18 protein-coding genes and 1 pseudogene are annotated in these 21,390 nt (G+C 60.8%); 10 read left to right on the plus strand and 9 right to left on the minus strand.

The genetic code is table 11. From position 1 onward, the window contains the following. The first annotated feature begins 18 nt into the window (after positions 1-18). The 4 genes and pseudogenes from C7401_RS31475 (at position 19) to C7401_RS31490 (ending at position 2,956) form a co-directional block, all read left to right on the plus strand. Positions 19-546: a hypothetical protein gene (locus C7401_RS31475; protein WP_112175339.1), complete on the plus strand. Its 528-nt coding sequence runs from the start codon at positions 19-21 to the stop codon at positions 544-546. Between the two features lie 306 nt (positions 547-852). After that, positions 853-1,971 (plus strand): RNA polymerase subunit sigma-28, encoded by a 1,119-nt coding sequence (locus C7401_RS31480; RefSeq protein ID WP_112175341.1) that lies wholly within the window; start codon positions 853-855, stop codon positions 1,969-1,971. Between the two features lie 322 nt (positions 1,972-2,293). Beyond that, positions 2,294-2,504 (plus strand): annotated as a pseudogene (locus C7401_RS31485) (co-chaperone GroES); the annotation flags it as partial. 77 nt (positions 2,505-2,581) lie between these two features. Continuing rightward, positions 2,582-2,956, plus strand: a complete 375-nt coding sequence (locus C7401_RS31490) for a hypothetical protein (RefSeq protein ID WP_112175294.1) — start codon at positions 2,582-2,584, stop codon at positions 2,954-2,956. Positions 2,957-3,137: 181 nt separating this feature from the next. Here C7401_RS31490 and C7401_RS31495 read toward each other — a convergent pair whose 3' ends face one another. The 5 genes from C7401_RS31495 to C7401_RS31515 form a co-directional block, all read right to left on the minus strand. Next, complete coding sequence (locus C7401_RS31495; protein WP_258397305.1) at positions 3,138-4,559, minus strand: hypothetical protein; 1,422 nt, start codon at positions 4,557-4,559, stop codon at positions 3,138-3,140. Positions 4,560-4,572: 13 nt separating this feature from the next. After that, positions 4,573-5,520, minus strand: a complete 948-nt coding sequence (locus tag C7401_RS31500) for an ATP-binding protein (RefSeq protein WP_112175296.1) — start codon at positions 5,518-5,520, stop codon at positions 4,573-4,575. A 2-nt stretch (positions 5,521-5,522) separates the two neighbouring features. Then, a complete protein-coding gene (locus C7401_RS31505; RefSeq protein ID WP_112175297.1) occupies positions 5,523-7,466 on the minus strand; it encodes a TnsB C-terminal domain-containing protein in 1,944 nt (647 codons plus the stop codon). Further along, complete coding sequence (locus C7401_RS31510) at positions 7,463-8,122, minus strand: hypothetical protein (RefSeq protein ID WP_112175343.1); 660 nt, start codon at positions 8,120-8,122, stop codon at positions 7,463-7,465. Before C7401_RS31510 ends, C7401_RS31505 begins: the two co-directional genes overlap by 4 nt. A 475-nt stretch (positions 8,123-8,597) precedes the next feature. Beyond that, positions 8,598-8,753, minus strand: a complete 156-nt coding sequence (locus tag C7401_RS31515; RefSeq protein WP_112175298.1) for a DUF3309 family protein — start codon at positions 8,751-8,753, stop codon at positions 8,598-8,600. Between the two features lie 1,063 nt (positions 8,754-9,816). Here C7401_RS31515 and C7401_RS31520 point away from each other — a divergent pair. Further along, positions 9,817-10,446 (plus strand): sensor histidine kinase, encoded by a 630-nt coding sequence (locus C7401_RS31520; protein WP_181565744.1) that lies wholly within the window; start codon positions 9,817-9,819, stop codon positions 10,444-10,446. A gap of 76 nt (positions 10,447-10,522) precedes the next feature. On the opposite strand, the gene C7401_RS45135 is transcribed toward C7401_RS31520, so the two are convergent. Further along, positions 10,523-10,678, minus strand: a complete 156-nt coding sequence (locus C7401_RS45135; protein WP_181565745.1) for a hypothetical protein — start codon at positions 10,676-10,678, stop codon at positions 10,523-10,525. A 390-nt stretch (positions 10,679-11,068) separates the two neighbouring features. Here C7401_RS45135 and C7401_RS31525 point away from each other — a divergent pair, with 390 nt between their 5' ends. Further along, positions 11,069-11,404 (plus strand): hypothetical protein, encoded by a 336-nt coding sequence (locus C7401_RS31525; protein ID WP_112175300.1) that lies wholly within the window; start codon positions 11,069-11,071, stop codon positions 11,402-11,404. A gap of 1,145 nt (positions 11,405-12,549) precedes the next feature. Here C7401_RS31525 and C7401_RS31530 read toward each other — a convergent pair. Together C7401_RS31530 and C7401_RS31535 are read right to left on the minus strand one after the other, a co-directional pair. Beyond that, positions 12,550-12,777 carry a hypothetical protein gene (locus C7401_RS31530; protein WP_146758027.1) on the minus strand — a complete coding sequence of 76 codons (228 nt, stop codon included), beginning with the start codon at positions 12,775-12,777 and terminating at the stop codon, positions 12,550-12,552. A 471-nt stretch (positions 12,778-13,248) separates the two neighbouring features. Next, on the minus strand, positions 13,249-14,538 hold the full coding sequence (locus C7401_RS31535) for an NRAMP family divalent metal transporter (RefSeq protein ID WP_112175302.1): 1,290 nt from the start codon (positions 14,536-14,538) through the stop codon (positions 13,249-13,251). A gap of 180 nt (positions 14,539-14,718) precedes the next feature. Here C7401_RS31535 and C7401_RS31540 point away from each other — a divergent pair, with 180 nt between their 5' ends. Both C7401_RS31540 and C7401_RS31545 read left to right on the plus strand, forming a co-directional pair. After that, positions 14,719-15,075: a response regulator gene (locus C7401_RS31540; RefSeq protein WP_258397306.1), complete on the plus strand. Its 357-nt coding sequence runs from the start codon at positions 14,719-14,721 to the stop codon at positions 15,073-15,075. 430 nt (positions 15,076-15,505) lie between these two features. After that, positions 15,506-17,863: a PAS domain S-box protein gene (locus tag C7401_RS31545; RefSeq protein ID WP_112175347.1), complete on the plus strand. Its 2,358-nt coding sequence runs from the start codon at positions 15,506-15,508 to the stop codon at positions 17,861-17,863. A 684-nt stretch (positions 17,864-18,547) separates the two neighbouring features. Here the strand turns inward: C7401_RS31545 and C7401_RS31550 are convergent. Further along, positions 18,548-19,021, minus strand: a complete 474-nt coding sequence (locus tag C7401_RS31550; RefSeq protein WP_112175349.1) for a PRC-barrel domain-containing protein — start codon at positions 19,019-19,021, stop codon at positions 18,548-18,550. Between the two features lie 805 nt (positions 19,022-19,826). On the opposite strand from C7401_RS31550, the gene C7401_RS31555 reads away from it, so the two are divergent. Both C7401_RS31555 and C7401_RS31560 read left to right on the plus strand, forming a co-directional pair. Then, a complete protein-coding gene (locus tag C7401_RS31555; RefSeq protein WP_112175303.1) occupies positions 19,827-20,351 on the plus strand; it encodes a Dps family protein in 525 nt (174 codons plus the stop codon). A gap of 346 nt (positions 20,352-20,697) precedes the next feature. Next, positions 20,698-21,387: a glycosyltransferase family 2 protein gene (locus C7401_RS31560; RefSeq protein ID WP_112175304.1), complete on the plus strand. Its 690-nt coding sequence runs from the start codon at positions 20,698-20,700 to the stop codon at positions 21,385-21,387. The last annotated feature ends 3 nt before the right edge of the window (positions 21,388-21,390 follow it).

The following is a 21,390-nucleotide window of genomic DNA, read 5'->3' on the forward strand; positions in this document are numbered from 1 at the left end:
GATCCCGAGGAGGTCATGATGGAACTTCACATGCATTCGCATCATTTCGTTCGCCGCATGCCCGAGTGGCCGGCAGCCATTATCGGCGGGTGCGTGGCGGGCGCCGTTTTCCTGGTGATTGAACTTTTTGCCATGGGTGTTGCCCGGCAAAGCGTATGGTCGCCGCTGCGGATGATTGCGGCCATCGTGATGGGCCGCGACGTGCTCGCACAACCCGCTACGTTTGCGGCGGGCGTCGTAATAGTGGCGCTGCTTACGCACTTTGTGCTGGCGATCCTCTTCGCGGTCATTCTGGCAGTGATCATGGCACCATTCAGCCTGGATTCCAGTGTCGGGACGGCGTCGCTGGTGGGTGCCATATTCGGCGTGTTGCTGTACGTGATCAACTTCCATGGCATGACGCAATGGTTTTCCTGGTTTGCCGATGCCCGTGGCTGGGTGAGTTTCCTCAATCACATCGTGTTCGGGCTGGTGGCTGCCAATACCTACCTGAGCCTGGAGAGAAAGGAACCGGACGCCAGTGGCAAGGGGAACAAAAGTGAATGAGAGGGTCACGCGGCGCAACGTCCGGCTCGGCGTTGCGCCGCGAGGGCACGACTGTCAATGCGCGGCCTCGCGGCCGGGGTGCCCGACTGGCCGGATTCGATGCTGGTGCCTGACGGGTCTGGAAGTTTTCAGCCAGGATACCTGATTACCGGAGACAGGCTGGTCCGACTGACGAGGCAGCAGGCATGCCGGCATGTATTAACGGATCCGGTTCGCCGCGCCACGCGCCACCTGGCGTGGGGCCCGGACCAAACGGACTTGGCGTCGCTCGCCACCGCGGCGCGCCCGGACATGCGCAGGTTTGACATGAAAACGTCGATCAGTTACCGCAACGTTGCGAAGCTCTCCCGCCCGGAGCTGGATGACCTGATTGGCCGGCTCGCGGAGCGACGCCTGAAGCCTCATCTGTCGCATTTTCCGGCCGAGCTGGCCCGGCTGCATGCGACGGTGGAAAGAAGCCGCCATCGCAGTGTCTACCGCACACGGCTCCTGCTGGTGCTGCCGGGAGGAGCGCTCGCGAGCGGGAATGATTCGCCGGAGCCGGCCACGGCGATCGAACTCTCCATGACCGAACTGGAGCGGCAGCTCGAACGGCACATCGCGCATCTGCGTCACGAGGATGCCTGGCGCCGCAAGGAACGGCGCGCCGGGTTGCGGCGGTTCAAGGCGGCCCTGGCGGCGCAGACGGACGCCAGATCCGCGTGGTTCGGCGAGTTCGTGCGCCCCCTGCTCGCACCGCTGCAGCACTTCGTTCAGCGGGAACTCGCCTATCTCCAGGCACGGGGCGATCTCGCGCCAGGCGACCCGACGGTCGACGACATCGTCGACGAGGCCCTGGCCCGTGCCTGCGAACGGCAGGCAGAGCGCCCGCGCAGGCTCGAACCGCTGCAATGGCTCTACCAGATCGCGCTCGAACGGCTTGCCGACGAAGTGGCGCATCGACAGAGCGAGGAAGGTCGATGCATTTCACTCGAAGGCAGGCTACCCGTCCAGCTCCACGAACCACACGATGACGACGACGAGATTCTGTTCGAGTACTGGCAGCCCGACGAAGTCCTGCGCCTCGAAGACATGGTGCCGGCAATGGACGACACGCCGGAGGATGCGGTCATGACCCGGGAGCTTCGCGAGCTGGTGGCAACGCTGCTTGCGGAGCTGCCGGAACCCTGGCGACGCGCCGTTACGCTCTGTCGCCTGGAAGCGCAGCCTGCGGATGCCGCAGCGCAGGTTCTGGGCATTATGGAACCGGAGCTTGAGGACCGGCTTGCGCATGCCGACGCGTTCCTCAGGGCCAGACTCGCTGACCTGCGGCTGACACCCGAGCCGACGGTCGAGCCTGCGGGTTACATCGTGCCGGGGACGCTGCCACTCGCGCCGGGGCTTGCCAGGGATTTTGACGAGGCGACATGGCGCGATGTCCCATAAGCGCAGGCGCGGCCAGATCATGGTTGATCGCGGGAGGACCGAATTTTCCCGACTGACGACGGAGGCCAACGATGAAACCGACCACGATATTGACGCGAGATATCGTTGACATCGACAAACTGCTTGATGAAGCTTTGCAGGAAACCTTCCGGTGCGCGACAACGGCTTCGGTCCCGCCCGCGGTGCGACCGGCCAGGGTTGTGCCGGCCGGCCATGTGGCGACCGCGCCCGCCAAACTGGCGCGCAGGCTTTCCGGGAACGGGCGCACCGGTATGCATGCGGGAGCTGGCCGCGCCCGCACGGCGTCTCAGGGAGCACGATCATGAAGCTCATGCCCTTGCATGACCGGGTCGTGGTCAAGCGTGTTGAAAAGGAGCGCAAGATCGCGGCAGGCATCGTCATACCGGCGACCGCCGGTGAGAAACCCGATCAGGGTGAAGTCATCGCCGTTGGCCCCGGAAAGCGGTGCCAGGACGGCCAAACGGTGCGTGCCGGATGTGAAGGTTGGAGACCATGTGCTGTTCGGGAAGTACGAGGACGTGATAGATGCCGACTTCGGGGAAGTGAAAAGGAAACAGTGACGTGCACCGGACGTCAAAAGGCTTGCGCCATGAAAAGACGATTGTGTGTCCTGGTCCCGGCAGCGGTGATCGCCGGGTTATGGTCAGAGAACGCCATGTCTGCCAGCCCGCCGCTGCCGACGTTGCCCCTGCAATACGACATCTGGATCACTGGGACTATTCAGCGTGGCAGCGGGAAGTACGCGCCGGGTGACTATACAACGATCATGCTGGATCGCCCCTCGACGTCGCCGTGCAATGACAAGGAGGTGTCCGACATTCTCCTTGGTGAAGGAGGCGCACCAGCCCCCACGCTCCTGCTACCGTACCTGAACCAGCGCGTCGCCGTCCGGGGCCGCGTGATCTGCCCCGGCTCGGGCATTCAATTTACGCCGCAGCCGGACGTCGTGTTTCCGGTCTGGTAAGGCAAGGGGGAAGCACCCGAACATCAACTTCGGCACGGCCTGACCAGGGTTGCTGCAGCCGCCTGCGAAAGCCCGCGCCGGTCGATCTTTCGCTGACTACTGTCACCAGCCTCACGCGCGGTTGACAGAGGAAAGCGCCCATAGCGGTTCCAGAACAACGGGCGGTGCGAGCGCGATCAGATCAGCCGCGAGCGGCCGCCTCGCGGAGCGGGACGACATGCGTGGTCGAACGCACAGTGCCCAAGGCATCCCCGTCGACGGGATAATCCAGCCAGAGCAGGCGCGTGGGGAAAAGCAGCGGTGAGACCACGTAGCCGCCGCTTTCCTGCATCCCGGAAGCGATCGCACACCACGCGTTCCAGGTTTGACCCAGTGCGTGAACGAAATGGCGATGCAGCCAGCCCCGCGGGTCGGCTGTGGGCGGCAAATGGGCCGGCATGAAGGCCAGCCATTCGAACAGTCCAAAAGGCGGATAATTTCCCTGGCAGCGCGTGAGTGTCTGGATGCTGAAACGCCGCTCCCAGGACAGGCGCCATCCCAGCAGGGCAATCGACTGAGCAGAGATGTTGCCGTCGCACAGCAACAATCCGAATTCGGGCGAATGGCGAATGGAGCCAGCCTCTGGATGTACGGGCCGGATTGAACGCGCCAGACGGCGTACATGATTTTTCCGGACCTTACTGTAGACGGCGCACAGCATGATGCAAGTGTGGTCGACGTGCGGCCAGCCGGCTGCCCAGGCGCAGTTGACCGGCAAGCGCACTGACGGTCGAGAGCCGCCCCCGCGTTGTGCACTGGCCTCGGGTGCGGGATCGACGCGGGGCAGCTCAGGCGGCCGGCGAAGGCGTCGCTCCAGCTCGCCGATAAACGTGAGACGACGGGGAATGTCCGAGCACGCCTGGATTTCGTCGCCGGCAAGGTACTGCCCCGCCGCATCACGCATGCGCCGCCTGCCTGGGCCGAGCAGCTGCACATAGCGGAAGAAGTAGTCGTGCCATGCGCGCAGGCGATCCAGCCCGGTAGCATCGATACCGGCGTTCGCGCGCAGGCGGCGAAGCGCGGCCGCGGCGAGCAGGGAGCGCCCGCAGGCCGGGCAGGCATACGGATGGCGTACGAGCCCTGCGTGGAGGCGGTACGCGAGCGGTTGCCCGCAACCGGTGCAGGCCTCGCACAGCGCGCATTCGTGAACGGGGCAGCGCCGGAACGCGGTGAACTGAAAAATCGTGGCATGAAAACCCGCCGACGCGCAGGTCGGGCAGAAGCGCAGCGACGGGCTCGCCGCGTCGAGCAACGCATCGCCACGCTTCGCAGTGCAAAACGAATTTCCGAGGTCGTCCAAGCTGATGCACAGGGTGTCGGCCAGGTCGCTGAGCCTGAAGGCATCGGTCACCCGGAGGTCAATGCCCTCGCCCGTATTGATGGCTGGCTGGATCGCCAGCGCCTCGCCGAGTTGTGTCCAGTTCAGCCGGTTGAGCAGCTGAAACTTTGCGAACCGCGACCACGCGGACTCGACCGCGCAGGTCCATGCCGGGCGCGTTGTATACGTTGTCCGGTCAGCGGTGGAAACCGGGCCGCGTTCCTGCCACGGCAACGTTCCGACCACTGGCCGGGCGTTATCACTTCCTGGCGCGCACATAGCCGGACACGTCGACGCCTTCGTCCCAGATTGCTCTCGAAAAGGCGAAACTGGTGGCGTCACGCGGCGCATACTGGTACAGGATGTGCTGGACCGCGCGCGTGAAGAATTCCATGGGGAGTTCCAGCTCCCCCACTAGCTGGGCGCGCTTGTGGGCGTCGTCGAAAGCGTCCCATAACGCGCCACCTTCAGCGGCCAGACGCATGCCGGCGTCCCAGGCGCGCGGGAAAAAGAAGCGCGTATGCGTCCAGCCGGAGTCTTCAGGATACTCGCCCTGGTCGTACCCCTGCAGACAGGCCGAACACTCGTGCGCGGAACGTACGCCGTGAAAGGGTAATTCTTCGGTCATGAAACGGGCGACAATCTGTTCTTCTCCATCGTGCTGGAAAATGCTCTTCCTTGCCCGCAGCGAAGGCTGGCCGACAAGCATGGTCACAAGGCGCACGCCTTCGAGCTCGAGTTCGTCGTGAATGTCGCGCAGCCATTCAAACTCCGAGCTGCCCAGATGCTGGGCTTCGTCAAGGAAAACGAGGATATCGCTGCTGTGTGACTGATCGGCGATTTCGAGCAGGCGCTGCGTGAGCCGGTGCCGCAGCTGTGTCGGATCGCGTCCGGAGCTCGCCTTGTGCCGGGCCATGGTCAGCAGGGCGCTGAAGAAAGCCGTCTCGGTGGCAATGCGCTTGTGCTGGCAACGCATGCGCAGGATCGGCAAGGCCGGGCGCTGTGAAGCGAGCAGTGACTCCAGAAAGAGGATCGCATAGGTCTTGCCGACCCGCGAGCGGGCATAGACCATCGCTCCGGTACGCAACGACAAGCAGCGCACCAGCAATGCGTAGAATTGCGCGATCGATGGCGTCGGGATGCGATATCTGCGCAGCACAACCGGATGGTCATCGATCGGCGACGGCCGTAATGAGTCGCTCGCCATGGTCAACGAAAGACCTGCCCCTTGCCGAGCTCGGGCAGGCTCACGGCAGGGATATTGTCCGAACCGCTTGATGCTGGGGCCGCCGGAATTTCGTCACGCCTGTCGCGCTGCCCCACGGCACGTGCCGCCTCGGCGATGCGATGGGGCATTCGCCGCTGTTTCGCGCGGGACTTGCGCCGTTGATACTTGAGGTAAGCCTCTACGGGATCGGAGAGATCGCCGTAGTCGATTTCCTTGAGACGTTTCAGCCGCAGGATGTCCTGCCGAAGCCGCAACGAGTGAGGTGTCTGGTCCCAGGGTCTGGCCGCCCTGAGAGGGCCGATTTCCTCACCGCTGGCGAGAAACGCCGTCACGACGCGCATATCCTCAGGATCGAAATAGATACGCAACGGTTTGCCGATCTGGCCGGACGCTTCGCCGAGCACGCCGCTGGAATATCGGACTCCGTAAAGGTTGACATAGGGACGCACGCCGCGACGCAGGTTGCCGCGGACAATGGACTCATGAACGGGCTGCAGCAGCATCAGGTTTTGCCGGTAGCGTTCGGCAAGTGTTCGCCACAGCCCGCCAGGTTTCTGTGCGAAATGCTGCACCATCTCAATGGGGGAACGCCCGCCGAGGCCGTCATGCGGTGTCCCGTTGTAATTCGCGAAGCTCACGTCGAGCAATTCGGCAAGTTCCTCGCTGCTCACCAGAAGGCTGCGTTTGCCGTCCGGATCGCACAGCGCCCGCCGCACATCCTGGGCGCTGGAGCCTGTTGTACCGGGAAGTCGATGCGACAGCGTGCTGCCAACCGTGCCGAAGAACCGTTCGATGTACGGCCGCTCGTTGGGCTCCGCGTAGGGGCCAGCATCGACGTGGCTGCCGATCATGTCGCATACGGTGGCGAGTGTCTCGCCGGCAAGGTGACTGCGCGCATTGTCGTAGCGTAACCAGTCCCACGTCGCGTATTCGGTCTCGTGAACGGCCTCGCTGATGAAACCCGCGCGCGATTCGTAACGCAAACCGGCAATCGAGAAGGTAGTCCGCTTGCGGCGGGGTTGCAGGGCGTTCTGCACGGTCCTGATGACGTCGTGCCGGTTGTATTCCGTGGCCAGCGCGAGGTGCCAGCCCAGCACCGCCCGTGTACAGACATCGAGGACAACGAGCAGCCACACGCGCTCGAGTTCGATATCCCGGTCCAGTCCAATGGGATCCGTCATCCGGATGCGCAGGCGGATATCGAGTTTGTGTCCGTCGAACTCGACCGCTTCGAACGGACGTGTGACCGGCGGACGCGACAACTGATCCGGTGGGGGCCGAAGTGGCTGGACGCGCTGCGCGCCTGAGGCTCGCGCCGCCTGCGCAAATGTCTGGTTTGCCACCAGGCGACGGATGGCGGCAGCCAGGCTGCGGATGCCCTGAAGGTCCTGATTGAAGGGATAGTGCCTGCCCGTCAGATTGAGCTCGCGACAGCGGTTGAGAAATTCCCGGTGCGTCGCACGCAGGCCGCGCAGCTCGCCACGCGCGCCAAAGTAGACCTTGTGCAGCTGGATCTGCCTTTGCAGAAACTCGGCCAGCACCTCATGCCGGACGAGCAGCTGCGCCATCGCTCCTGCTGCGCCGCCCCGCTTGCCGGGAACGGCCGGTTGCGTGGGCCGGGTCCGCACATAGCCCTGCGTGCGCACATGAGGAACCAACGCGCGGAAGCCCTGGATACGTCCGTCGGCATGCGGCGTGGTGCAACGGGCGAGCAGGCGGTACAGCTGTGCACGCCGGATGCCGGTGGCGCTCTCGATTAGCGTCAGGCTGCGGTCTTCCAGGTACTGACGAATCGCCTGTTCACGACGCAGAAAAATTGTCCGGCGCGCTTCCGGCAAAGCAGACGGATCGACTGTCGGCCAGATATGCAAATCACGCAGCTCAGGGGCGAGCGCCCGACGCGTCAGGCCGTCGGGAGTTTTCACGACGCGCCCTCTGTCGGCACAACCTGCCTGAAACGAGTATGCCTGTTGAGCTCGCCAAGGCGCAGATCCGGGCTCACAAGCCGACCGCGTCGGGTCAGATCGAAGACAGCGGTGCGTGTCAGGACTGGATCGGTTGGCAATGCCTCGTATTCGATGGCGTACAGCGGCGTTGGTGAAGCCAGGCCCTGTTCGATACGGTCGAGAAATTCATTCGAGAGAAACCGGCCGTTGCTGGTGACGTACGGCAACATACGCAGCCAGTTGTCGATCCACTGGCGATACGGTATTAGTGCATCGGCGCTCACCGTCGTGACGGGCAATGGATCGAGGATTTCAAGCAATTCGGCGTCAATCGTGTTGAGGGGCTTGGTTTCCACGACAACGAACTCGGTTACATCGTCACGACGAAGCACGAAGTCCGCGATACGAGGCTTCTGCTCAACAAGAATGACTCCCGGATGTTCGCAGAACGTCAAAACCGAAGCGTGCGACTCCATCATGGCCCAGAAGTCGACAGCCGCATGTGAATACAGCGAGAGGCGTCGTGCAAGCTTGGGGCTCCAGACGTGGAACTGGTGCGTCCATTTCGAGCGCTGGATAGGGATCGGGTGAAATTCAAACTGCAGCGCAGGATCGACCGCACGATCGTCAGCCACCACCAGCCCTCCGCAAAGTTCCAGATTTACTTCGCTTCATCAACAAGATCCGAGTTTAGTTCGCATTCTCGGAAAGTAAAGTTGAAGACAAGGGCCTCTTCGTTTGCGGCAGCACGGGGCTTTCTTTGGGGGCAGATGAAACAGCATTACTTCGCGGGACGGCAAGGGTCTCAGTCGCGGCATCCTCAGGATAGAAAGTCCTTCGAATTGTTTCGCGTGGCGCTGTCGCTGGCAACGGTCAGGCGAAGAAGCGCATTGAACCGAATAACATAGTGATGGACGCCTCTCGAGGCTTGCTACAGGGATCTATGAAAGTCCGACATTGAGGCAGCAGTTCCTTAGCGGTATGTACAAGTCCGCCTGGAAGTCAGAGGGACCACGCTCATAGCCACGCGCCCGGCGTGCTTCCGGGTTTCGAGCGTTCGGCTATTCATGCATGATGCCTCTTGAACTATGTTTCATTCTGTTTCGCTCGCTAGATCTGGCCCAGGACTACAAGGACTATCACGATCACAACTATCAGCCCGAGCGTGCCTGAGGGGGCGTACCCCCATCCCCGACTATGCGGCCACGCAGGGAACGCGCCGATCAGAAGCAGAATCAGTACGACGAGAAGTATGGTCCCAAGCATGAGGCCTCCGTTGGTAGCATCATCAGCAGCTGTGGTTCCGACTAGCGCAATGCATGTGCCCGACCGAGGCTGCCGGGAATCAGCCATGCGATTATTCTCGGACATGCGGGTTGAACGATCAGGTTCCGTCGCCGTGTCCCACCATGGCGTCAGGTGGCGAGGTAGAAAGCACGCCGGTTACCGCCTTCGGAGACTTCTGCCGCCATCCCGCTTCCGGTTAGCAACTGCTGGAGCTTATCTGCTGGTCGATTGGGCCGGCCGACACTAATAGCTCTTCCAGAGCGCTTTGCTTCAGTAAGGGGGACTGCGCGGACTGAGGGATCTTGGGGCGACGCACCAAGCGTCAGCCGGCGTTGCATGCGTCGCCGAGACCCGTTCGCTCGTTGATTCCGGGGCATATCCTCGCTGGTTAGCCGCATTGCGTGGCAAACGCAGGAGACCTCATGGCGCCTGGCGCCAGTCATCCCCGCATCGCTGATATCGACGCGCGGCTTCCACGCGCCACCCGACTGCGCGCGTGAGTCAGGCGTTGCTCGCACTTGTTACGGCGCAGCTCGATTCCCCCGCGAGGCGCCGTTACAAAGGAATACTATCTGTTTCAATGCTATTGGGCCATGCGCAATCAGCGGCCATCAGCCTTCGGGAATCGGATCATGCAGATCGGTACTTTCGATGGCGCAGAGTTGACTCAAGACACGCGGGAGCGATTGTGCGTGCGCCATCGTGCTCGGAGCGAGCATGCCGTTGCATTCACCGCATCGCTCGACGACTTTCCGGCGCTCGCGCGTGTATGTACTGGCGAGAAGGAAGCGCTGGTGCTGCCTCTTGAGTCGACGGGGTGGAGACGGGGAGCGATATGGCTAGCGCCGCCCGAGGCCGATTCTGCCGTGAGGATCTTCGGGTGCTGGATCAGGTCACTTCGGTAGCCAGTGCTGCGCTCGAAATCGGCGAGGTGTGTAGCCCCAGCCACATGGAGACAACGCGGTATCGGAAGTGGCCGCCGTGCTGGCTCACGAGTTTCGTAGTCCACTGTCTCCGCTTAAAAATTCGCTCGATGCGGATCGTGAGCGAAAACCGCGAGCCGCAGCGCGAATATTTCGCTGTGGCGAAGCGCCAGATCAAGCATATGACACGTCTGATAGACGAACTTCAAGGTGCCTCGCGTCTCGATCCTCACAAGCTGAGTGTCGATTTCATCGATTCGTCGCTAAATGAAATTCTCTCCGATCCGCTGGCTGCGGTTCGCGAGCGCGTTGAGGCGCGGCGGCACACATTGAGCGTTCGCGCGCTCGCGCACGACGTGCGTCTCGTGGTCGACCCCGTACGGCTCACGCAGGTGATCGTGACTCTGCTTTCCAACGCGATTCGCTATACGCCCGGCACAGGCCAGATCGATTTGAACGTTGAGCGCAAGTGCACGGGTGCAAAGGACGGCATTGAGATCTTGATTCGCGACAACGGTATCGGGATCGATGCGGCGATGCTTCCGCGCATATTTGAGCCGTTCGCACAATTCGCCGGGGCGGCGGCGCGGCTGGAGGGAGGGCTTGGCATCGGCATGTCCATCGCGCAACGGCTCACTCAGTTGCACGGAGGCACGATTGTTGTGACGAGCGCGGGCCGTGAGCGCGGCATCCAAGCACGCTCTACGACCCCGGTGCGAGCGGCCGCTGCCGACGAGGCTGGGACGTGATCTGCTGCGCCGCGTACTGTGGAATGGCGCAAATCGCGTAAGACTCGCGGGGTTCGCTCAATCGCGCGATGCGCGCTCAGCGTATCCGGGTCCAGCGGCACCAGTCGTGATGGTTGAGATTGCGCATCAGGGTCGCGCGGCGTCGTTCGCGGCGGTAATGCGCGATCACCGCAACTGCCGCAACGGCAAGCACCACGACGCCCAGCGCGGTTCCCAGTTGTAACGCGTCCACGTTACCTCCTTGTCATGTGCGGGAAGCCTGGTCGAAGCGAGCAAGCGCCGCGAAGCGTCAAGGCCACCCGGCCTGAAGGCCGGTTGCGTGACGCGCCAGCACCGGAGAAAGAAAGCGCGACGCGTACGAATTGGCGGCACTGGTCGTGGACGCGTTGTCAGAGTAGCCGATAGCGTCACGGATGAGAACGGTGAATAGACGTACGAAATATATGCTTTACGGACGGTCTGATGGAGAGGCCCGGCAGCGGTTCTTTTGCGCGATCGTTACCCCATGCCGGCCTGCCGAGGCTCGATTTTTGCGCTCCCTATGCGCGCGGTCGCCACAGGAAATTTTGTGTCGGCGCCTGGGTCGTCCGGTTGGGAGAAGGGCCTTCATGGAGGGCATATCATGGACATACTGAGTCTGGATTCCATTGAATTCACCTTTTCCCTCATGGGACTCGACGATGGAGAGGCGGCGCATCGCGCGTTGTTCGTCGGGACACTTGCGCTGCCGGTGGTCGTCCTTTACAGGGCGGATGGCAAAAGGTCTGTGAGAATTGCATTTGACGTTCCCCGCCACATCGCGCAAGGCAGGCATTACATCAACCACTCGGACGTTGTGCGAGACGCAATCGGACAAGCGATACGGGACAACCTTTTCAACCATCCGCCGGGCGAGACAGTGTATCTCGACGGCAACGCGCCGCGATGGGCAGGCATTTTGCAGCTTGGCCACGAATGACGCCGCGGCTCCTGCGATGCGTCTGTCAAATGACGAAGCGCGCCGCGCGAGTGGTTCGGCGTGAGGTTTGTTATGGCCAAGCGGCCCGCCGAACGAATACAGGCCCGCGGTCTCGTGGGCTGCGAGCGAATTGAATAAGTCGTAGGCAAAACGTAAAGAACGAGCCTTAAAATCCTGTCGAGTAATTGTGCAACTGCACACGGGTGGCCGCTGAGAGCCAGCACATTTCTTTCGCACACGGAATGCTTCATGTGGCCACTTCAAGAAGTCGAGTTTCGCTTTGCGTCCGGAGACGTCGTATTGGTCCATATTTCCAGCCAGGGCGAAGGATCATTTGCTGCGCGAGCCAGTAGACCTATTCCACCGTCGCAGTTTCGGAGTGTTCACGAAATGCGAATTGTCCCGTGCCGCAATAGCGCTACTGCGCTGGATGCATTTATGTGCGTGCTGTGCTTCGTTAAGTGCGTGGCTCGGCAGTCTCGAACCAGCATCGTCTCTGTTGCTAATGCGGGCACATTCGGCGTGCGCGGTAGCAGCTTAGCTAGTTCAGACGGTTTCGTCCGCACTCGCGATGAATAGTCGGTGTGAAGATCCCCTGTCGTGCAACCTATTTGTCAGGGGCCGCCGTCCGGATGACTCGGTGCGATTCAAACGGCGGCCAAGCTGTCCTTGTCGTAGCACGGGCTTTCTTCTCGGACCATGGGTGTTGTATAGGCGGCAGCGGCCCCGGTTCTGGCCTATGGTCCCTGATCTTCGCCCATAGGTGGCCAATCACCTACCATTCTCCCAGTGCAAGGCTCCTCAGTTGAGGTTGCCGCTTCTTGGAGATTGGCCGTGCTCGCGCGTGTTGCTGTCACTACGGCTCATCTCATCTCGGCGGATGCTCGCGCAAAGAGCGCCGCGCTTTTGTTTGATCATTTCGTGGTCCCGCCCTACGAATCGGACTCTGCGACTGGTCGCACGGCGGTGGCCAATTCCATTGTGTGCGCAGTGCCGTCTTCGCTCTCTTCGAGGGAAAGTGAACGGTCTTGCGACACAACCGCGCGAAGCGACGGTCCGCCGATGAAGAAGCGAGCGGGTCGCCGTACCACAAATCCCCTGCCGCCGATGTGGCGACGGTACGAACCGCCGATTCCGGACGGCGACTAGGTTGCGCTGACGCAGTGTTCGTCAACCCAGCCCATTGCACATTCGCGCGCAAACATAAGAGCCTCGTGTTCGTCGATGAAATTCTCGTCCAGGTAGAGGTCATGAACATCGTCCTCGAACGAACCGTCTGACGCCGGAGTGAAGATTCTCGCGTTCGCCACGATTCTCCCGTCATCAATGCCTGCGCTCGTGCTGATCAGGCAAGACCGAAAAAAGAATTGCATGATGGCCTCCTCTAGGTGTCGCATGGCGCGCAATTTCCATGCCACGTTGGCTGGAACTCTGAATAGTTAAAAGTGCAAGCACAGGCCAAAGTAAGGTGATGAACTTGCAGTCATGAACTACTTTATTTCTGTGGGTGGCCGGTGCAACATAAAGTTAGCTGGCCGAACGCGGGCGCGCATCGCTTGACCTTCGGGCACTCGGCGCGTCAATGTGCGATGCTTTGTCCGCGGACCGGCCAGCCCCTTGCAATTGCCCCTTGAGTGGCACTGGCCGCCATGAGTCTGTCGTGACGCGCGGCGACGCTGAAGGGTGGCTTCCGTTGCCTTCGATCATCGACGGATTCACAGAAGTTATCTCTCGGTCGTAAAGGCTATCATCGCGTGCGATTCCTGTCCTTTGGCGGTATGGCGACGCGTGGCTGTCTTTGTGCCCGCTAACAGTGACTGCTTCGGCTACCGACGAAGCTGCTATTAGAGAAACATGCCGACTGCCGCTACCGCCATCAACGCAGTTGCGAGCCAGCCGCCAGCCCGCAGCATCCCGGTAATCACGAATTTTCCCATCACGCGTTGGCTGCTTGCCATCAACATAACGACCACCATGACCGGTACCGCGGCCAGACCGTTTATGATCGCGCTCCAGTAGAGAGCCTTGACCGGATCAAGCGGGAAAAAGGTGATGGCAACGCCGCCAACGATGGCCACCAGAATCACGGAGTAGAATTCGCGCGCCAGGGTGAGATGCAAGGACAGGCTACTACGCCAGCGGAACGCCCCGGCAGCGCCGTATGCGGCGCTGCCGGCCAGCACCGGGAGTGCCAGCAGTCCCGTGCCGACAATAGCGGCCGCGAAAACTAGCGCTGCGAGATGGCCTGCGATCGGCGCCAGTGCCTTCGCCGCGTCGGCCGACGTCTGGATCTCGATGCCGTGAACGTGGAGCGTCGCGGCGGCCGTGAGCATGATGAAAAACCCGACTCCGTTTGAGACAGCCATGCCAATCCAGGTGTCGGCGGTGATTCTGTCCAAATGCCGGTAGGCCCGGAACGACGATACCCAGCGAAGAGGGCGCTCGCCCGGCTTGGACCGGAGCTCCTCGACTTCCTGTGAGGCCTGCCAGAAGAACAGGTATGGGCTGATGGTGGTACCAAGTACGGCAACAACCATGCTGAGGTAGTCATTTGTCAGTGCCGCCTTAGGCCGCACGATAGAGACTGCGACCTGCCGCCAGTCTACTGGCACGACGAACGCCACGGCGATGTACGCGAAAAGGACGAGTGTCAGCCATTTGAGAAAGCGCGCATAGCTGTCGTAGGGAAGCCAAATCTGCAATGTCGCCGAAAACGCACCAATGAGGATAACGTAAAGCTGCGTGGGGCCTGGGACGAGTAGGTGGAGCGCAGCGCCCATCGCTGCGAGATCTGCCGCAATGTTAATCGTATTTGCGGTCGCGAGCAGCAATACGAGCGAGACGACTATCCACGTAGAGCCGAAGGCCCGTATGTTTGATGCAAGCCCCTTGCCGGTTACTCGCCCGATACGCGCGCTGGTCATTTGGATGGCGACCATCAGAGGGTAGGTCAGCAGGAGCGTCCACAGGAGTGAGAAGCCGAATTTAGCACCGGCCTGCGAATACGTTCCAATGCCGCTCGGATCGTCATCAGCAGCACCAGTGACAAGTCCGGGGCCCAGTCGTGACAGCCATGAGCGTTCAGTCCTGTCGACAACGGCGGCCTCCGGCTCAAGGCCTTCATTTTCGGTCATTTCGCGACCTCTCATCCAAGATTGGATGTGCTCTTGCCGAACGCAAGAACTGTACCTTGGGCATTTGGCGCTCAGGCTCTCGGCTTGCGCCTGAGTTTCTTGAATCAACCGGTTCTGACGGGGGCGCGCGCCTCAGAACCAGAGGGACGTGACGTTTCACTCGCTTCGCAAGGATGGATTTTGAAGACGATCCTGCTCGTGGATGATGATCCACTGCTGCTCGACGCCCTCGCCGCACTGGTCGCGGCGGGTGGCTATGCGGTTTGTCGGGCCGGTGATGGGGCCGAAGCGCTGCGTCGAGCACGTGCCTATGCGCCGACAGTCATTGTGACGGATTACATGATGCCGATCATGAGCGGTGAAGCTCTTGTCAGGGCACTGGCCCGCGACCCTGCGCTTGCGAACATTCCCGTCGTGTTAAGTTCCGCGATAGCCGCGCCGCCTCCTGATCTTCCGATCGCAGCATTCCTGCGCAAGCCGTTTGCGGCTGAGCGCCTACTTGCACTGTTGCATCAGCACTCGGTGGGCAGAAGCTGATTGCCTCTCGGTTGCGTCGTGAGTCCCTATGTTGTGCTCCGCAGCTTCTGTTGCGAGTCGTACGTTAGCCAGCCGACCAGCGGCTTAAGGTGCGCTCGGACAGTTGACCGTAGCCAATTATCGCGGCCGTAAGGGCGCGCGGTACAGCGACGGACGTGTACTGTCATTCGGTGGTGGGGAATCGACACGCGGCTGGCCAGAATTGCACGCGTCACTAGGGGCAGAGAAGGCCCGTAGAATGCGGCTTGCGTAGTCGCGATTTCCCCGGCGTACGAATTGCTATATCGCACGCATTCGCGGAAAGGAGTAAAGGGCATCATGTAGGCGCGCGTCGGGAGCAATCGATTCTTGCAGCAGCCAGTTTAGCGAAGGTGTGCAGAGATCGCGGTCCGATTGCGGCGGAACAGCGGTAGAGATGACGGAGGAGTACATGGTTCACGTTTTTCTGGAGGACGAGGAGGATGGCTGGGAGAGGGCGCTGGTGGCGCGCGTATCCGAGTATGGCATTTTCCGGCTGACCGCGGCTGGTGTTATAGCTAGCTGGAACCCTGGCGCGGCGCGCATTAAGGGCTACAGTGCTTCCGAAATCATCGGCAGGCACTTTTCGGTCTTCTATCCGGCCGAGGACAGGGACGCGGGGGTTCCAGAGGCGGTGCTGCAAACAGCGCGCGACTACGGCTATTGCGAAACGGAAGGATGGCGCGTGCGCAAAGACGGCTCGCATTTCTGGGCAAGCGTTCTAATCACGCCACTGACGGCGTCTGATGGAGTTTTGACCGGGTTCGCGAAAATCGTCCGGGATATCACGGATAAACGGTGCGCTCACGAGGCGGTGCTCGAAAGCGAGCGGCGTTTTCGTCTTCTGGTTCAAGGCGTCACGGATTATTCCATTTTCATGCTCTCACCGGAAGGCGTCGTAACGAACTGGAATCTTGGCGCTGCACGGATCAAGGGCTATGAAGCGGCAGAAGTCGTCGGAACGCATTTCCGTAGGTTCTACACAGCGGAAGACGCCGCGCTTGGTCTGCCTGAACGCGGCCTGGAGATAGCAACACACGAAGGTCGCTTTGAAACCGAGGGGTGGCGAGTCCGAAAAGACGGAAGCCGGTTCTGGGCAAACGTGGTGATTGATGCGATTCGCGACGAGGCCGGCCAGCTGGTGGGCTTTGCGAAGATCACCCGGGACGTAACCGAGCGCAAGATCGCCCAAGAACAGTTGGATGAGGCACGTGCCGCACTTTTGCAGTCCAGAAAGATGGAGGCCATCGGCAAGCTCACCGGAGGCGTGGCTCACGACTTCAACAACGTCCTCCAGGTTCTGCGGGGCAACCTGGAGTTGCTGGAAAGGCGTCATGGACGAGACAGGTGGTCGCGCGAGCGTCTTGACAGGGCGATTGACGCGGTAGAGCAGGGCGCCAATCTCGCTTCCCAGCTTCTCGCATTTGGTCGTCGCCAGTCGTTGCAGCCCACGCCGGTCAACCTCGCAACGATGTTAAAGAACATGGACGATTTGCTGCGGCGCGCTCTCGGAGAGTTGATCCATATCGAAACCGTCGTCGCGGGAGGCCTCTGGAATACCTTGGTCGACCCCAATCATCTGGAGAACGTCGTCCTGAATCTTGCGATCAACAGCCGGGACGCGATGTCGGGCGGTGGCAAGCTGACGATGGAGCTCGCGAACGCTACCCTGGACAGCCACTACAGTGCGCTCCCCGAGGATGTACCCGAGGGACAGTATGTCCTGCTCGCCATCACCGACGCAGGTTGCGGCATGCCGCAAGAGGTGATGGACCGTGCATTCGAACCATACTTCAGCACCAAACCGGCGGGAGAGGGTACCGGACTCGGTCTGAGCATGGCTTATGGCTTCGTCAAGCAAAGCGGCGGCCATATGAAGATCTACAGCGAAGTCGGACACGGAACCACGGTTAAGATTTATCTGCCCAGGACCATGGAAGCTGTCGCCGAGGAAGGGGTCTCAAACGCTCCGCAGGCTGCCGGCGGCTCGGAGACGATACTGGTGGTCGAGGACGACAGGCGTGTTCAGTCGACGGTCATAGAAACACTTGTTGAACTTGGTTACACCGTGCTCAAGGCCGACGACGCTCAAAGCGCGATGGTGATAGTCAAAAGCGGAGTGAGAATAGATCTGCTCTTTTGTGATGTGGTGATGCCTGGCCCGCTGCGCAGCGTCGACATGGTCAAAATGGCGACGCGTCATCTGCCGGGCCTCAAGGTGCTCTTCACCTCGGGCTATACGCAGAACGCGATCATCCACGGCGGCCGCATCGATCCGGGGGTGCACCTGCTCAGCAAGCCCTATAGCCGCGAGGAACTTGCGACGAAGATCCGTCGGATGCTGATAGGCACATCGGCGGTGCGTCGTCCAGCGAACGATGCACAAGGCGGCCGCGCCGCACCAACACGCCCAAAGTTGATCTCACTGCTTGTCGTTGACGACGATCTAGCGTCGCGAGAGGCGGTGAGTGAACTCCTGCTGGACATGGGACACGAGGTGCAGCAGGCCTCTAGTGCACAGGAGGCGTTGCGAGTGCTAGATGAAGGCGAAACGCAGGTCCTCTTGACGGACATTCATCTGAGCGGCTGTTCAGGCATCAAGCTCGCCGCCGCGGCGCTCGATCGCGATCCGGAATTACGCGTGATCCTCGCGTCGGGAAGCGAACCACCAGAGCGGCAGGATCTGAATTTTGAGTTCTATTTCCTTCGCAAACCATTTTCGTTGGAGCAGTTGCGCGAGTTCGTGGATAAGATCGCCCGCTCCAGCTAGGATGACAAACAAATGCGCATACGGGGTCTCCGCCCTTGGTAAGCTTGCGCGAAAGGAACCAGAAAAGAAGACTTCGATGGACCCGCATTTTCGGGTCTGGGGCCCTGAGCAGCCCCCGGGATCTGACTACCTGACCTTTTCCGTTACCGACGGAGACACGACGTTGCCAGGAACAATATCTTGTATCGCCTTGGTGTCTTTGGATCAACCGTTTTGCGGGTCTTGGATTGACGCCTTTTGCTCGTACGAGCAGAAAATCTGTGCCGTGGCAATACGCATGATGCGCCGGAATCCTGGGATTTGCGTCATTCATCTGAACGGCGGTCATTTCGTCGAGTCGGGCAACTGACCGAGTAAGCTGGCACGTGTTCGGTAACGGGTTCCGCGGCTTGCAGATGCCAGTGAGCCGAAATTTCGCTCTGCACTACGGAAGACTGGCTAAGCGGTTGATTGCGAAAATCAAAATTTCCCTGACAGCTGCGCCGTTCAGATATCAATGCCCGATCGCCTTCTCTAGGCTCCGAGTGTCTTCTCCCGTCGGCCCATCTCTCCTGCGACGTTATACGTTCACTGCATTCGTGATTGCGATGCCCGGTGGAAAGGAACACAAAGGGGCCCGCACGTTCCCGTGTGTAGATCGGAAGACACAGGCGCCTACACGAAGGCGCCTGTTAGTCTGCGCTGTTACACGTCAATCGGGCGCACGCCGTCGTCGGAGCGCGCGAGAGGATCCGTGCTTGATAACCAGTACGGCCGGCGACCGTAGTAGTCGTGCATTTGCGTTCCCCACGCGGTATCGGCCATGGCCGGCCAGTGATCCTTGTCGAACCCGGGATCGTCCTTGATGCGCTGTGCCGTGATGTCCACACGGAAACACTTCTCTGCCGTATCCAACGTCAATGCGTTCCAAGGAATGGCATGCAACGTATTGCCCATCCCGAGGAACCCGCCTTCCGAGAGGACGGCATAGGCCACGCGTCCGCCGCGCACGTCGAGCATGATGTCCGATATTTTGCCAACGTGTTCGCCGTCGGACGACATGACCTTGTTACCATCGAGCGTAGCCGAAGCCATGATGTCTGGGCCAGGGCCCTCGCCAACGCCACCACCAACGATTTTTGCGCCCGTGCGGCCCGATTGAGGGTCAAGAGTAGTCATGTTGAATCTCCAGAGAGTGATGAAGACGTTGGGGTTCTCGCACATTCCGTTCCGGGCCAACGAGTTTGTAAGCCGATGGCTGCTGCTGTTTAGACCTCGCTGAATCCACGCCTATCGTCGCCTGTCCTGACGCCACATCGTGGGAGAACGCAGTCCGTCCTATTGACGGAATGCCGCGTATGCGTTGCAGTTTTTTCGTGGGTGGAAAGAACCGCGCGCGGCGTTGTGGTCTGTCTATCGCGGTACCGTTCGGACCCCATACCGAATGGATCTCCAGTCGAGAAGCTCAGTGATTTGGGATCCTAAAAAGTGATGTGCACGAATTCACGAAACGCGAGGGGTAGGCACTCATGTTTCCGCCGGTAATAGCGCATGCCGTGCAACATCAGGCCGGTTCGTGTCGAAGCCGATCCGTCAGGAACGCGGAACGGCGCACGAACGTGCCATAAAAAAGTTTGCGGGAGGCAGGGCGCTCACCGCGCAGCGGCCAAATTGGATCATTGCCCTATTCGATGAGCCGACGAACGCGCTGCGGCTCGGCGCGTGCGGGTACAGCGCGGCGATCCTTCGGGAGATGCGTTCGACGTCGAAATTCTTCGCCCGTCGCAGGTCAATGCTCTCGCTCGCGCCGCCGACGATATAGGCCCACTCGCGCGCTCGTAGGCTCAAGCGCTCCCGCCATCGACGCGGCGAACTATCGGGACGGCCCTGGCTCAAGCGGGCGAATCGGCAATCCGCGGCGCATTAGTCAGGCACGCGTTCTGCGCTGGCTCGCTTCTCCCCGCCTGGAAAAGGAAACGACATCATGGCAACCGCAGATACGAAACACAAGGGCGCAGCATCGTCGAATCTTACGACTCCGACCGACCTCGGCGAAGAAGCTCGCAAGACCGTGTCCGCCGGTCTCACAAAGCTACTCGCGGACGTATTTACGCTCTTCGTCAAGACGAAGAATTTCCACTGGCATGTAAGCGGGCCACACTTTCGTGACTATCATCTTTTGCTTGACGATCAAGCGACGCTGGTTTTCGCGATGGTCGATCCCGTTGCGGAACGCGTGCGCAAACTGGGCGGTACGACTTTGCGATCGGTCGGACAGATCGCGTCGCTGCGGCGAATTGAGGACAACGATGAATCGTTCGTCGCTCCCGAGGCAATGCTCGACGAGCTGCGCCACGATAATGAGTCGCTTGTGAAGTTCATGCGCGAACTGCATCAGCTCTGCGACGAAAAGGAGGACGTCGCAACAGCTAGCCTCATCGAAAACTGGATCGATGAGACGGAGGAACGTGTCTGGTTCCTGTTCGAGGCGACGCGCCATACGCGTTAGAGCTCGGGTATTTCCGCGTTAGATCGTGTTTTTAGTAAGCGGCCGACGGTCACCCGGAGCAAGAATCGGAAGCGAAAGGCAAGGGAGCGGGGTGCCATTACGATAGTTGCCATTCGTCTGCGAGCATAAAAGCACATAGCCCACGGCCCACGCCACGTGTGCGCCTGAGTTGCAGGAATCGTGAACCCGAGCTCTCAGACGCGAGATGGCGTGGGCACTGGGAATGCTGGGCGAAAATTAGACCGGTCGGCACTCCCAGACCGGGGTGCCGACGGAAACCGACCTGCTCGCTCATTCGTTTTCCGGTCGGATGAAGAATCAATGGGTTAAATATAGAGGAATACGAATGATAGGCGTGGTGATTCCTGCGCATGATGAGGAGCAGTTGATCGCTGCATGCCTTGATTCGGTGCGACGTGCCGCGGCGCATCCATCATTGCATGGTGAGGCGGTTTGTCCGCTCGTGGTACTCGACGCCTGTACCGACGCGTCGTTGCCGATCGTTTCTGCCAGTGGCTTTAGCCATATGACTATCGGTGCACACAATGTCGGTGTGGCTCGGGCAGTCGGGTCGCAGGCACTGCTTGCCCGCGGCGTTCGCTGGCTCGCATTCACTGATGCTGACAGTCGCGTCGCTTCTGACTGGCTCGTCGCCCAGCTCCAAGCGGGGGCGGATGCAGTATGCGGGCCAGTGAGCGTGGACGACTGGAGTGGGCTTGCCCCGTCGGTGAGTGCGATATGGGCAAAGCGCTATCACGACGCTGATGGGCATCGGCACGTTCATGGTGCGAACTTGGGTGTGGCAGCGTATGCATACGCACGCGCTGGCGGCTTCCCACCGCTTGTATGTAGTGAAGACGTCGCACTGGTCGAACTCTTGATTGAAACGGGCGCGACTGTCGCGTGGAGCGCGGCACCGCGTGTAGTCACAAGCGGGCGCCTTAACGCTCGCGCCCGAGGCGGATTCGGCGACACGCTTGCGGCGTGGGCCGACGAGTTTGGCACTGGCGACGCTTCCGTCATGCCGTCGCCGTGAAGA

Source organism: Paraburkholderia unamae, assembly GCF_003268775.1.
GTDB classification, from domain to species: domain Bacteria; phylum Pseudomonadota; class Gammaproteobacteria; order Burkholderiales; family Burkholderiaceae; genus Paraburkholderia; species Paraburkholderia unamae.